The 13,097-nt window shown below is 41.7% G+C and carries 13 protein-coding genes and 1 pseudogene; all 14 read right to left on the minus strand.

The genetic code is table 11. The annotated features are described in order from the left end of the window. Positions 1-124 precede the first annotated feature (124 nt). The 14 genes and pseudogenes from CH376_RS21990 to CH376_RS22055 all read right to left on the minus strand — a co-directional run bounded on the left by CH376_RS21990 (position 125) and on the right by CH376_RS22055 (position 13,042). On the minus strand, positions 125-559 hold the full coding sequence (locus CH376_RS21990; protein WP_100784050.1) for a TA system VapC family ribonuclease toxin: 435 nt from the start codon (positions 557-559) through the stop codon (positions 125-127). Between the two features lies 1 nt (position 560). After that, complete coding sequence (locus tag CH376_RS21995; protein ID WP_100784051.1) at positions 561-815, minus strand: antitoxin; 255 nt, start codon at positions 813-815, stop codon at positions 561-563. Between the two features lie 145 nt (positions 816-960). Then, positions 961-2,352: a DASS family sodium-coupled anion symporter gene (locus CH376_RS22000; RefSeq protein ID WP_100784052.1), complete on the minus strand. Its 1,392-nt coding sequence runs from the start codon at positions 2,350-2,352 to the stop codon at positions 961-963. Positions 2,353-2,404: 52 nt separating this feature from the next. Then, positions 2,405-3,262, minus strand: coding sequence for a glycosyltransferase (locus CH376_RS22005; protein WP_100784053.1), 858 nt, complete (start codon positions 3,260-3,262; stop codon positions 2,405-2,407). A 20-nt stretch (positions 3,263-3,282) separates the two neighbouring features. Further along, the gene (locus CH376_RS22010; protein WP_100784054.1) at positions 3,283-4,182 is read right to left on the minus strand and encodes a glycosyltransferase family 2 protein; all 900 of its coding nucleotides are present in this window, start codon (positions 4,180-4,182) and stop codon (positions 3,283-3,285) included. Positions 4,183-4,184: 2 nt separating this feature from the next. Beyond that, positions 4,185-5,037: pseudogene (locus tag CH376_RS22015) on the minus strand (glycosyltransferase family protein). A 161-nt stretch (positions 5,038-5,198) separates the two neighbouring features. Next, the gene (rfbA, locus tag CH376_RS22020; protein WP_100784056.1) at positions 5,199-6,083 is read right to left on the minus strand and encodes a glucose-1-phosphate thymidylyltransferase RfbA; all 885 of its coding nucleotides are present in this window, start codon (positions 6,081-6,083) and stop codon (positions 5,199-5,201) included. Continuing rightward, positions 6,084-7,133, minus strand: coding sequence for a dTDP-glucose 4,6-dehydratase (gene rfbB / locus CH376_RS22025; protein WP_100784057.1), 1,050 nt, complete (start codon positions 7,131-7,133; stop codon positions 6,084-6,086). Next, on the minus strand, positions 7,130-8,050 hold the full coding sequence (gene rfbD / locus CH376_RS22030) for a dTDP-4-dehydrorhamnose reductase (protein ID WP_100784058.1): 921 nt from the start codon (positions 8,048-8,050) through the stop codon (positions 7,130-7,132). Before rfbD ends, rfbB begins: the two co-directional genes overlap by 4 nt. A 3-nt stretch (positions 8,051-8,053) precedes the next feature. Continuing rightward, positions 8,054-8,614 carry a dTDP-4-dehydrorhamnose 3,5-epimerase gene (gene rfbC, locus CH376_RS22035; protein ID WP_100784059.1) on the minus strand — a complete coding sequence of 187 codons (561 nt, stop codon included), beginning with the start codon at positions 8,612-8,614 and terminating at the stop codon, positions 8,054-8,056. A gap of 138 nt (positions 8,615-8,752) precedes the next feature. Then, positions 8,753-9,496: a rhamnan synthesis F family protein gene (locus tag CH376_RS22040; RefSeq protein ID WP_165781675.1), complete on the minus strand. Its 744-nt coding sequence runs from the start codon at positions 9,494-9,496 to the stop codon at positions 8,753-8,755. Between the two features lie 205 nt (positions 9,497-9,701). Continuing rightward, the gene (locus tag CH376_RS22045; protein WP_100784061.1) at positions 9,702-10,553 is read right to left on the minus strand and encodes a glycosyltransferase; all 852 of its coding nucleotides are present in this window, start codon (positions 10,551-10,553) and stop codon (positions 9,702-9,704) included. A 26-nt stretch (positions 10,554-10,579) separates the two neighbouring features. After that, positions 10,580-11,374, minus strand: a complete 795-nt coding sequence (locus tag CH376_RS22050; protein WP_100784062.1) for a glycosyltransferase family 2 protein — start codon at positions 11,372-11,374, stop codon at positions 10,580-10,582. A gap of 12 nt (positions 11,375-11,386) precedes the next feature. Next, positions 11,387-13,042 (minus strand): hypothetical protein, encoded by a 1,656-nt coding sequence (locus CH376_RS22055; protein ID WP_100784063.1) that lies wholly within the window; start codon positions 13,040-13,042, stop codon positions 11,387-11,389. Positions 13,043-13,097 lie beyond the last annotated feature (55 nt).

Genomic DNA, 13,097 nt, shown 5'->3' on the forward strand with positions numbered 1-13,097 from the left:
TCTTGGCGAACTTGACCCAAATCGCGCTTCCGTTTGTATGATTTTTCTTAAGCCAATTCTCCCATTCTTTCCCGTTTTTGAAATGAAGAACGGGAATGTCTTTGAAAAATTCTTTCATGGATTGTTAAGCGACAATGACTTCCAGATGTTCTTTACCGCTCGCCACCGACCTGAAAGGAATCTTAGAATCGAACGTCGCAAACTTTAATTTGTGATGAACGCTCAAAGCCAAAAGATAAACGTCCGTCAATCGTTTGGAAGCGACAAATCCGAATTTTAAAAACAAAGCGGGAGAATCGATGGATATATCGTCGGGAACGAACTTGTGACCTTTCACTTTTAAAAGAGAATGAAGAATCTCCGATACGACTTCGACTCCGCCCGGACTCCCCGGATAAGATTTGCTGCTCATAATTCTTACGAGCGCGTTTTGAGTGATCGGAGAAGTAGCCCATCCTCTTCTCGACTTCTGATCAAACCAATTCCAGGCTGCTTCGTGGAACGTATGATTGGAGTCGCTGAGGGCGATCAAAACATTCACATCCAAAAGATAAGCCATTCTAAACTTCTTCCTCTTTGAGTTGGTTGATCAATTCGTTCGTGACTTTGATTCCTTTCTTCTTTGGAAGCACGGGCCAGCCGTATCGATTGGATTCGAATTTTTCGGAGGCTTTGATTTTCGAGTGTTCTTCTTCCATCTTCAAATTGTGTTCCAATGCGGTAATGATCAAGACCCTCATGGAAACGCCTCGTTCCGCGGCCTTTATTTTCGCCTGTTTGTAAAGAATGTCCGGAATTTCTAAGGTAGTTTTCACATATTTATGGGGCCATAAATATGGAACCGATCAAGCAAAATTTCCGCGAAAAAAAATCATTTTGAAAAAAATTAAGGGACGAAAGGTTGAAAACGCGACCGACGAAGGCGCCCGAGGTGGGAAAAAGTTTAAGGCAGGAAGTACATTAGAGAAATAGAAAGTATCCGATCAAAGTCAAAAGAAGTCCGAAAAGACCGACCGGCAACCCCGCTTTGATCATGTCTCTGATTTCAAAACCGCCGACTGCGTAGGCGATGGCGTTCGGAGGCGTGCTTACGGGAAGAGACATCGCAAGAGAGGCCGACAAGGCGATTCCGAGACAAACTTCCAAAAGGTAAGCCTCCGATCCCGGAAGAATAATAACCGAAAGCGGAAAAGCGAAAGGAACCAAAAGATTTGTGGCGGCCGTATTGGACATAAAGGTGCTCAGAAGAAGGGCCAAAATACAAAGCAAAAATAACACGCTAATTGCATATTCCGGTTTTGTAATAGGTTTTAGAATGTCCGAAAACCAAAGACTCATCCCGCTCTGTTGCAGACCGACTCCGATCGCGATACCTCCGGCGATCAAAAGAAGCACGGACCACTCCAAAGAATTGATATCTTTTTCGTTTAGAATTCCGAAAGCGGGAAAAAGAATAAGAGGTAATAGCGCAATAACTCCCGCGGGGATACCGTGCAAATTTTCGGTAAACCAAAGAAGGACCGTTCCCAAAAAAATAATCGCGGCGGTTCTAAAAGAATAGGAGCCGGTTCCACCTTCCGGCTCCGGAAATTCCACCACCAATTCCAAGGAACCGTCTTCGGGAAAAAGTTTTAAAAGGAGAAACCATGCGAACAAGATTAAAATGACGACTAACGGAACGGCGAACATCATCCAGGTTCCGAAAGAAACCGAAATCCCTTGCTGCCTCAAAAGACTCATCGCGATGATATTTGGCGGCGAGCCGATCGGAGTACCGACTCCGCCGATATTCGCCGCGAATGGAATTCCCAACAACAACGCCTTGCGAAACGGCTCTTTTTCCGGGAGAATCCGAAACAAAGGATAAGACAACGCGATCATCATAGAAGTCGTTGCCGTATTGCTCATCCACATGGATATAAAACCTGTTGTAAACATAAAACCGAGAAGAACCTGACCGCTTTTTACTCCGAATTTTCGAATGACCCTATTGGCGAGAAAACGATCCAAGCCTGTCTTCACGCTCGCTTTTGCTAATACGAAACCGCCTAAAAAAAGTATGATCGAGGAATCTGCGATGGAGGAGAGAAAAACGGAAGGTAAGGGATTCTTACCCGGATTGAATTGGAACAGAGGTAGTCCGAGAGGATTGGCGAAAAAGATAATCTCTAAAAAAAGGATGAGAATGGAAGTCGCATATCCGGGAATCGGCTCCATTACCCAAAACACCGCTGCGAGAGTGAATATGCTGAGCATCACCGAAACCGAAAAAGGAACCCCCAGCCACAATTGAACGAGAAACAAGCCGCTCAAACAAAGAAGAAGGATGAGAATTGGAATCGGTTTTTTCATACAATACTTTCCTAATATGCCTGGTCTTTACGTTTAAAAAAATCCGCGCCGTTCAAAGCCACTTCCAACCGAACTTATTGAAAAAACGGAACGCAGAAGTTACAAAAAGGCGAATATGCAAAAAACCTTTTTTAGAGGAGTTGCCGCCTTTATGATAAATTTTGATCTCAGGAAAATAATCTTTTCGGTTTAAACGCATCGATAAATCGAAATCCTCAAAATACAAAAAGAAACTTTCGTCAAAACCGCCTATCTTCCGCAGAGATTCGGTTTTTGCGAAGATAAAACAACCGCTGACAAGGGGGACCGATTTTTGAGTTAGCTGCCAATCCTTTTCCCGAAGATCGTAGGAATCCAGACGTTTATGAAAGAATTTCCTTATAAAATTAGGAGCGAAAGCTCTCAAAAATAAAACAAAAACCGTAGGATAGGATTTAACAAGAAACTGAAGATCGTCAAAATCGACTTCCTTTCCAAAACTCTCCCAATTTAAAACCGCGGGAACGACGGCGTCGCAGTTAGGATTCTCTTTTAAATAACGAATGCAAAGTTCGATCGTCTGCGGAATCATCTTGATGTCCGGATTCAATATAAGGTGGAACTTTGTTTTGGATTCTAAGATGGAACGGTTATTGGCCGCGCCGTAACCCAGATTCTCCGGAAAATGAAGGTATCGAAAATGGATTTTAGTTTTTTTGAGTTTCTGATTCGACTTCAGTTCTTCTAAAATTTCGGAAGCGTTTTCACCGTAAGTCGGGGAATTGTCGATCAGATCTATGAAAAAATCAAATCGATCGGATTCTTCTTTGCTCTGATAGAGAAGCGAAGACATAAGAGAATCTAAAGATTCTTTCAAAACGTCCAAGTTGGGTTTATAGATAACGATGGAGACTGTAAGTCCGGAAATCAAAATGGATCCTCGATCAGATTCTAATTCTGGGATATTAAGTTTTTATAAAATGAGGATTTTTTTCCGGTGATTCCATCGAAAATTCCCCAAAGAATGTGACGATACGTTTCCAAAACGGAACCGGATAAAGAAGGAAGGATCCAAAATCGAAGAAACGTTTTGATAAACACTTCCAATTTAAACCGAAATGGGATATGAGACATTTTGCATATAAGAATTCCGTTTCGAAATAAAAAGTACCAGCGGAAAGGAGAATGGATCGCGACCGAAAATAATCCTAAGATCTTTTTCGATTCGTTCCCGATCGAATGTCTCATAGTAGCTTCGCAAACCACGCAGTGAACGTAATCCTTTGAACCTGCCCGAAAACACCATTCGTAATCCAGATAGTCGATGAAAAATTTATCGTAGAAGAATCCGACTTCGTCCAAGACTTCCGTCCGATAAAAACTTCCGGACGTGATTAAAAAGGATTTCTCATCGATCCCTTTTGCGTCCTCTTTTATTCCATAAATATTACGTTTTTTGATAGTATCAAAAATATTAGGACCAAAGGAAGCGATTTTTCTTCCTATAAATCCTCCGGATTCTTCCTTTTGAACCGTATCGAGAAATATTCCGATCGCATCCGATTCCAGATAACTATCCTGATCAAACAACCAGACGTGAGAATATGACTTTTCCTTTGCGAATTCGATCCCTCGGTTCAGGGCAAAACCGAGTCCTAAATTTTCCCGGTTTTCCAGAACAAAATTTGGTTTTCGAATTTTTGAGCGAATGAGATCGATATTTTTCGAGCCGTTATCCACGACTACGACGGGAACTTTCTTTTGATTCAAATTGAGAATCAGATCGAGAGTGGAATCAAACCGGGGATTAAAAGTGACGATAACCGCAATCGGAGTGAATGATCTTGCCATATTCATTTTTTGCGAAATGGAGAAAGTAGATCCCGGTTCATCAAAAGCAAAAGAGCGCTCGAAGAAATCGTCTTATTCTTCCGAAAACGGATTCTTTTTAAAATCAATCCCGGAAGATATCTTAAAAAGGAAAAAGGAACAAGCAGAATTTTAGGACTCGTGAACAAGGAATGAAAGAATACGCTCGCGGAAAAAAATAAAAAGTGATGAAATAGAAAACGAATGATAAGCGACAAAGGCATATTCTTCCAATAAACGATCAACGCATTTCGTAAACCGTAATACAGAGAAAAAGAACTCCTTTCTTTTGTGGATCCGAATCCGTGATGAAACACTTTGACATTCGGGGTAAAAAGGACCCGTTCCCCCAAGAGCCGCGCGCGAAAACTTAGGTCCACGTCTTCCATATAACAAAAAAAATCGGAATCAAAGCCGCCTAACGTTTCCCAAAGAGCGGTTCTGATCGCCATCGCGCCTCCGCACGCGGAGAAGATTTCCGATTCCTTCAAATATTCCGCATTGAGTTTTCGTTTGTAACCCCTTCTCCACGCGGCGCCGGAAACGTGATAGACGTCTCCCGCCCCGTCCACCAATCCGCTTTCGTCCTCTTTCAGCATCAAAAAGGAAACGATCGAAAAATCCCTCCCCTTCGATTTTGGATCCTTCCTTCTTTATCCGGTCCGACTTCGGCGCGATCCTGCTCGCCTCGTTATTACCGCCCGCAAATCCGAGATTTAGATCGTGAATATGGATCGTCCTTTGTTTTTTCCTTTTGATATCAGCAAGAATCTCGGCGGTATGATCCTGAGAGTGATTGTCCCAAATCACCCAATTCCAGTTAGGCGGTAAATTCATAGACGCATCCAAGGCCTGGATATATTTTTCGGAATTGTATGTGATCGTTAAAATATTATAATATACCATAATAGGAGCGGATTATTTCTAAAAATATTCCTCGTCATAAAACAGGGACCGACCCGAATCGATTTCCGGATCTTTAATATAGAGATACGATTTCAGTAAAACTTTTCGTTGAGAATTTTAATCAAATATTGTCCGTACGCGTTCTTTTTTAAGGGTTCTATCAATTCTTCCAATTGTGAGGCGTTGATAAACCCTTTGCGAAAGGCAATTTCCTCGGGACAGGCCACTTTTAAACCCTGACGTTTTTCAATCGTTTCGATAAACACCGACGCTTCCAAAAGGGATTCGTGAGTTCCGGTGTCAAGCCACGCGTATCCGCGGCCCATCACCTGAACGTCCAACTTTCCGCTTTCTAAATAAACGCGATTTACATCCGTGATTTCCAATTCTCCTCTGGGGGATGGTTGGATGGACTTCGCGATTTCGACTACCTGATCGTCGTAAAAATACAAACCGGTGACCGCATAACTCGACTTAGGTTTTGCCGGCTTCTCTTCGATAGAAATCGCGCGACGACTTGAATCGAACTCCACTACTCCGTATCTTTCCGGATCATGGACCGGATACGCAAAAACGGTCGATCCGGATTCTTTTTTAGAGGCGTCCCGAAGAAGTTCGGAGAGCTCGTGACCGAAATAGATATTATCTCCAAGTATCAAAACGGAAGGATGGCCGTTCACGAAATTTTCGCCGATAAGATAGGCTTGCGCAAGTCCTCCCGGATCGGGTTGAACCGCGTATTCGATTTCGAGTCCCCAGCGTTTTCCATCACCTAAAAGTTCTCGATACATCGGCGTCGCTTGCGGAGTTGAAATGATGAGAATCTCCCTGATTCCGGCCAACATCAAGGTGGTAAAAGGATAATAGATCATCGGTTTATCATAAACCGGAAGAAGTTGTTTAGAAACGACGTGAGTGACGGGATAAAGTCGCGTACCCGATCCGCCTGCAAGGATGATTCCTTTTCTAGATTTCATTTAACGTGTCTCGTATTGATTGTGATAATATTCTTTGTATGCGCCGGAAAGAATTTCTTTCCACCACGATTCGTTGTTCAGATACCACTGAACGGTTTCTCTCAGCGCCGACTCAAAACTCGACTCTGGCTTCCAACCTAGTTCCTTTTCAATCTTCGAAGGATCTATCGCATAACGGAAATCGTGTCCCGGCCTATCCTTCACATACTGAATCAGCTGAGAATGAGGAGCGCCGGATGGATGCAACTCGTCCATGATATTACAGATGGATTGAACGATTTCGATATTCTTCTTTTCGTTGCGGGTTCCGATATTGTAGGTTTCGCCCGGAGCGCCTCCAAAAAGCGCGACGCTAAGCGCCCTGCAATGATCTTTAACGTATAACCAATCTCTAATATTTTTTCCGTCTCCGTAAACAGGCAAAGGTTTACCGTGAAGACAGTTCAGGATCATAAGCGGAATCAGCTTTTCGGGAAAGTGATAAGGCCCGTAGTTATTGGAACAATTGGTCGTTACCACCGGCATCCGGTAGGTGTGAAAATAGGAACGAACTATATGATCGGAGCCGGCCTTGGACGCGGAGTAAGGAGAATTCGGCGCATAAGGAGTTTCCTCCGTAAAAAATCCCGTTTCGCCTAACGTTCCAAACACTTCATCGGTGGAAACGTGAAGAAATTTTTTACCTTCGAAACCGTCCTTCCATTGAAGGCGAGCCGCGTCCAAGAGATAGAACGTGCCGAGGACGTTCGTCTTGATAAATTCTTCCGGTCCCGAAATGGAACGATCGACATGGCTTTCAGCCGCAAAATGCGCGATAAAATCGAATGAATCGTTTTGAAAGACGGAAGTCACTTCGTCTTTTACCGCAATATCGGCTTTGATGAATTTAAAACGAGGATCATTTTTCCAGCGATCCAGGCTTTTCAGATTTCCCGCGTAAGTCAGCTTGTCTAAAACAAAAACGCGATAGTCTTTCGTGTCTTCTAAAATCTGATGAACAAAGTTGGAGCCGATAAACCCGGCTCCTCCGGTTACTAAAATATTTTTCATCTTTTCATGCCGGAACCCGCTTCAATTTCCTTTAGGCAAAGTTCCAAATCTTCTCTCCAATGGGGAATGGGACCGAATATATTTCTTGTTTCTTCCAAATCCAAAATCGAATAACGGGGTCTAGGCGCGGGAGTAGGATAACTTTCAGTAGGAATCGGAAAAATAGATTTAGGAGAATCCGTCAGAGAAAGCGAATGACCGAGATCCCTAACCGCAATCGCAAAATCGTACCAGCTCGCGATTCCCGAATTCGAAAAATGCAAGGTCTGCGGAAATCTGTCCCCTTTTAATATTCCATCAATTAAGAATATTATAAAATCCGCAAGTCTCCCGGCCCAAGTCGGCCGGCCGAGCTGATCTTCTATGACCTTCAGCTCCGAACGACTCGGATCATTCAGAAGCCGCAGGATCGTCTTTGGAAAATTATTTCCATACGAAGAATAGACCCAGCTTGTGCGGACGATATTCGCCTGATGAGAATCCTGAAACATTTTTCGGATCCAATTCTCTCCTTCAGCCTTCGAAGAACCGTAAACGCCCTTTGGAGAAAGCGGAGAATCCGATTTCCAAAAACGAAGCGCATCCCCGATCGTTTCGCGATTCGCATCGAAAATGAAATCTGTGGAAACATGAATCAGATGAATTTTTCTTTTAAGACATTCTTCCGCGATTTTTTTGACGGCTAGAGAATTGATCTGAAAAGCTGATTCTTTTTCTGTCTCGGCCTTATCGACAGCCGTAAAAGCGCCGCAATGGACCAAAATCTTCGGTTGTTTTTCCAGGATTTCAGCCGTAGCATCCAAATCAGAAAGGTCCCATTCTTCTCTTCCGAACCCTTTCGAGGAAAGTCCGCTGGATTCGAAACGTTTCGCGAGTTCCCAGCCCAACTGTCCGCTCTTACCTGAATAAAATATCATATTCTAATATACGAATGGAGTTTCAAAATCGGAGAGAAAGGGAGTTTCTTGATCCCTTTTCGAAACGATAAAATCAAAGTTCGGCAACCAATTCTTCCAAGGAATTCCAAGCGAAGGATCTTCCCAACGGATCCCGATCTCTTTTTGCGGATTGTATTCCCGCGTAACCTTGTATAAAAAATCGGTATTGTCTTCTAAAGTTATAAAACCGTGGGCAAAACCCGGAGGAACCCAAAAAATATTCTTGTTCTCCTCCGATAGATCCGCAGAAACCCATTGACCGAAAGTCGGAGAACCTTTCCGAATATCGACGATCACGTCGATGACTCTCCCTCTTACCACGCGCACGAGCTTCCCTTGTTCAAAAGGAGGAATCTGAAAGTGCATTCCCCGCAGGACTCCTTTCGCGGAACGAGAATGATTGTCCTGCTGAAAATCAACCGGTATGTTTTCCTGAACAAAGGTCGACGACTTGAAGGACTCGAAGAAAAAACCTCGTTCGTCTCCGTAAACCTTCGGTTCGATAAGAACGGGACCTTCTATGGGAAATCGTTTAAATTGCATAGGTATTCAATTGAAAAAGTAGATTTAGAAACTTAAGCGGCGGACCAAAGCGCGCCTCTCTCTATTAAGCCAGATAAAAAAAATGAACTCGATTCACAAGGAGATTTATTGAAATAGGCGACTTCGGTAAAAATTATATCAGCGTTTTGAATTTAGATGGCGTTCGATATAAGAAACCGGATAACCCTTTGCGGCGACGAATTCTTTCAGCCGGTCCATGCTCTTTTCGGAAAGCATCTTTTTTCTCAACAATTCACCCTTGATAAAAGGAAAATGAAAAGAATAGATCATGGGCTCCCATAACTTTATCGTTGGATTGACGTCCACAGCAGAACCCGAGACCGCTTTTTGAATTTTTTCTCCGGAGAAAAAAGCCCCGCAAGAAAAACCTTCCTTTTCGAAGAGAGCTTTCAATTGCAGCTCATACTTATCGATCACCGCTTGCTTATCGAAATAATACTTCGCTTGCTCCCAAAAATTCCAAAAGAAAGAAGACTGGATAACCTGGCGATTAAAGACAATAAAATAACTTTGAATATGCCTATCGACTTCAAAACTCTCGCTCATTGCCCAAAGATCGAAACGATTGCGCTTCATTTCTAAAAATATTTCGGACAAATCCGTAAACGGTCCGTAGACGCTGTCGTTTGCGACCAAGATGTTTTCTATCTCAGGAGTATTTTTGATCTTATCCTTAAGTTGTAATAACCCGGATTTCCAAAGACCAAAATCCCATCCGTAATTTTCCTGGGTCAAAATCCCAACGACCTTTTCTTTAAGTTTTACTTTCTCCTCCTCTAATATTTTTGTGCTCGTGCAGAGAACGATCGAAAAACCAAGTTGCCTTAATTTTTGCAAATAATAGAGAACGTAATCGTTCACGATCCCGCTCGAACTATAATGGGCAAAAAAACAAAGGTTAGGTTCAGATATCGGAGAAAATTCTTCATAGAAATAATCCACCGAAGACCTAAACTCACCGCTTCTAGAAGTATCCAAAAAGAAACTTTTAATCTTTTTTTTTAAAGTTAACCAAAAAGAGGACAACAAAAATACTCCAATATCAAACTCAATACATTCATAATACTTAATGTTTTTTATCGAAAAGCTTTCTTTTTAAGGCGCTCATAAGCCGCAGAGTAGTTGCAAGCAACTTTATCAGTCCGAATACGACCCTATTTTTGGTTAAAATCAGAAACTGATCTTCAAACTCCTTGGCTTTCAAATGTCGCGCAAATAAAACCTGAATATTTTCCAAATAGAGCCGTTTATGATTTTCATATAGTTGCATATAAAGAGGCAAAAATCGATCGAGAGACCGGCTAGAACGCGAAATATGTCCCCGCCGGTAGTAAAACAACACCCTTGGAATTCTATAAACGTTTCTGCCTTTCTCGACGAGCTTTAACCAAAAATCATAGTCTTCCCATTCATTCTTCATGTTTGCGTTAAAGCCGCCGACTTCTTTCCAATCCGATTTTCTAAAAACGGATGAAACGAATATACAATTGTCCAGAAGAATTTCGGGAAACTTATACTCAGGCAGATTCCATTTTCCGTGCATCGATCCGAAAAATTCCGCCTCGCAATACACGATTCCAAGAGACGGATTTTTTGCATAAGCCGAGACCGCTTCCATTAGATAATCCTTATGAATCAAATCATCCGCATCCAAAGGCAGTATAAATTCTCCCTTTGCCAATTCGATGCCAAAATTCCTCGCAACGGAAGGCCCTGATCTGTCGATCCTCTTTACAGTATAAGTTTTTTGATATTCATTAAGAGTTTCTAATGTAACTCCATCGGTGGAACCGTCGTCGACAATGATAATCTCATAATTCTTATACGTCTGAGCGAGGACGCTTTGGACCGCCTCGCCTATATAATGTCCGTAGTTATAACAAGGAATGACGACTGAAACGAGAGGAAAGTTTTGCATATTATGAAATTCTTAAGTCCAAGGAGTCAGTGAAATCGATTCGACGCCGGAAATAAATTGATAATTCCTCGCAAAACGGATCTTAGAAAAATATTCAATCTTTTAAACACCCCGGGAAAATCCCGAAAAAAGAACAACTCCGTCGCGCTGAAGTATTTCGATTGAGCCGTTTCTCTTTCCCTATTCAGCCGAATCTGATTTTCAGGCAACGAACTGAGTCCATCCAAATTGAAAATGGAAAAAGCAACGGGTAGGTATTTTGTTTTAATCTGATTCGTTTTGTATATCCGAAGCCAAAATTCATAATCCGCGACCATCTTATACGCAGTATCGTACATTCCAAAACGATCAAACAACTCCCTCTTTATGAGACAAGCCGGGTGCCAAATCGTGTCCAATAACAAATGGGAAAGCGTCATTCTTTTCGGCTGTCTTCTCAAAAGTAGTTTCCCGTCTTTCAATTCAAGAAACATATCTCCGTAGATAAGATCCTCGTCGAAGTTCCGTTTGAATAAATCGAGAAGCACGGTTTCAGACGCTAGTCGATCTCCGGAATTTAAGAACAAACAAAACTCGCCTTTAGCCGCTCGAATTCCCTTATTTTGCGCGTAATAAATTCCATCGTCTTTTTCCGAAACCCAATACGCGATCTTATCCTGAAACTCTTCGACCACTTGGACGCTACCGTCCGTGGAAGCGGCATCGATAATTATATGCTCATAGTTTTCGAAACTTTGATTTCTCACGGAGAGTATTGTTTTTTTTAAGCCGTCCCTATTGTTATAATTGATTGTAATAACGGATACCTTAATCTGTTTCATACAACGCTCGAATTAATAAACGACCAGTTCTTTTCTTAAATTTCTGCAACCTCTGATATCCGGCGCATTTTCAAGGGCAGCGGGAGGAAAAATGATAACGGTACAGGATTTTCCACGAATACTCTTTTCATCGTACGGCAATACTTTCATTTCTGCGGATCCTTCTTTTGAAATGATTCTTAAACTTCTTAATAATCCGTTTTTAAACTCCGATTCTGCCTCTTGATCCGTCACCAATATCATCTTCGAAATTTCGCTATCGTAATAATTGAGATAACGAGAGAACGAATCGATCGGTTCATAATCGTATGCCTGATACGCGTAAAGAATCAGCATTTCGTCTTTAGGCAGAGAACTTACTTTTTTTACCGAAGCGGTAAACGAGATCGTCCTTTTCATATTCGCGCGAGAATCCCTTTGCAAGTTCGTCAATCCTTGAACTGAAAAAATGGAGCTTACATATAAGATTAGAATCAACTGAACGGCTACGTTCCTTTTTGATACCCCGAACTTAAAAATTTTGAAAATTTCGGACAAGGTTAGCGCAAGAATTAAGAATACCGCTGATTGAAAGAGGATCAATCCAGGGAAATCGTATCTCGTATTTATAGGCCAGTTCCCGTTATAAAAAATGATGTTCAGAAGAACGACGAGAACGAACACCGCAGGTAGAAGTATCTTTTTTAAATCTCTAATTTTAATTCTATTGGAAGCCGACAGTCGCAAAGAACACAAAACAATGAGCAACCCCAAAGGTATCATGACATACTCGCTCTTCACCGCACCGAGCAAAACGGCGCTCCTGTCGGCAAAGGAAGTGCTATTTCCGTAAATATCCGTTTTATTCTTACTATGAAATAGAAGGAGTGAGATTACTTCGAAAATCGAAAACAGTATGGGAAAAATCAAAACGATTCGTTGAAACCAGATGCCCGACTTGTGTCTCTCAAAAAAAAGAATGAAAATCGGAAGCAAAATTAAAATTAAGAAATTTTCTTTCGAGCCCGCAGAGATCATGACTCCGAAAGAAATACATAGATAAACCCATATCGGATTTTTCTTATCCGTTCCGAACCTGTATTTTGACAATGCCAAAATAATCAGAGCCACTCCCCAAACGGTGTACAATTCGCCGGTAGCCATTCTTGAAAAAATATCGGACCAATATCGAACGGTAAAAACATACATCGTAAACAAAAAGGAAAGAGAAAAGGAAAAAAATTTCGAAAGCAAACCCAGAATTGAAAATATAAACAAGGAAGAAATCGATAACCGAAAGAGATACCACAAAGTTGCTTTGTCTTTCCATAACAAAGACTCGGAAATTCTTAAAAAATAATAAGAAACTCTGTATCGAGAGCTATTTCCGAACTTTCCGACTTCCGTTTGATTGAGCAGTATATCGAATAAATCAGACCAAGAGTTTTGATTCGTTTTAGATTTGAGAAAATAAAATACTTCATGATCGTCGATGAGCCACCACTGTGCTTTTAGATTTGGCCCGAATAAATAGACGGTTAAAGATATCGACAAAAGACTTGTGAGCAAAAAACGAACTTTCGGAGATATTATGAATTTCTTTTCTATTACGAAAAGAATTAAGAAGAGCCCTAAAATTATAAATTGATCCGCACCCCAATAGGAGCGGGAAAAAACAATTGAATTCATTGATTAGTTCCGTTAAGAAGAAATATTAGCGTCTTTGACGATATAGTTCGGACGG

Source organism: Leptospira adleri (genome assembly GCF_002811985.1).
Lineage (GTDB): Bacteria > Spirochaetota > Leptospiria > Leptospirales > Leptospiraceae > Leptospira > Leptospira adleri.

Bases quoted from the DNA above. Each gene is read 5' to 3' on its own strand.
- CH376_RS21990 (WP_100784050.1), bottom strand. From the start codon at position 559: ATGGCTTATCTTTTGGATGTGAATGTTTTGATCGCCCTCAGCGACTCC.
- CH376_RS22000 (WP_100784052.1), bottom strand. From the start codon at position 2,352: ATGAAAAAACCGATTCCAATTCTCATCCTTCTTCTTTGTTTGAGCGGC.
- CH376_RS22010 (WP_100784054.1), bottom strand. From the start codon at position 4,182: ATGGCAAGATCATTCACTCCGATTGCGGTTATCGTCACTTTTAATCCC.
- rfbA (WP_100784056.1), bottom strand. From the start codon at position 6,083: ATGAAATCTAGAAAAGGAATCATCCTTGCAGGCGGATCGGGTACGCGA.
- rfbB (WP_100784057.1), bottom strand. From the start codon at position 7,133: ATGAAAAATATTTTAGTAACCGGAGGAGCCGGGTTTATCGGCTCCAAC.
- rfbD (WP_100784058.1), bottom strand. From the start codon at position 8,050: ATGATATTTTATTCAGGTAAGAGCGGACAGTTGGGCTGGGAACTCGCG.
- rfbC (WP_100784059.1), bottom strand. From the start codon at position 8,614: ATGCAATTTAAACGATTTCCCATAGAAGGTCCCGTTCTTATCGAACCG.
- CH376_RS22045 (WP_100784061.1), bottom strand. From the start codon at position 10,553: ATGCAAAACTTTCCTCTCGTTTCAGTCGTCATTCCTTGTTATAACTAC.
- CH376_RS22050 (WP_100784062.1), bottom strand. From the start codon at position 11,374: ATGAAACAGATTAAGGTATCCGTTATTACAATCAATTATAACAATAGG.
- CH376_RS22055 (WP_100784063.1), bottom strand. From the start codon at position 13,042: ATGAATTCAATTGTTTTTTCCCGCTCCTATTGGGGTGCGGATCAATTT.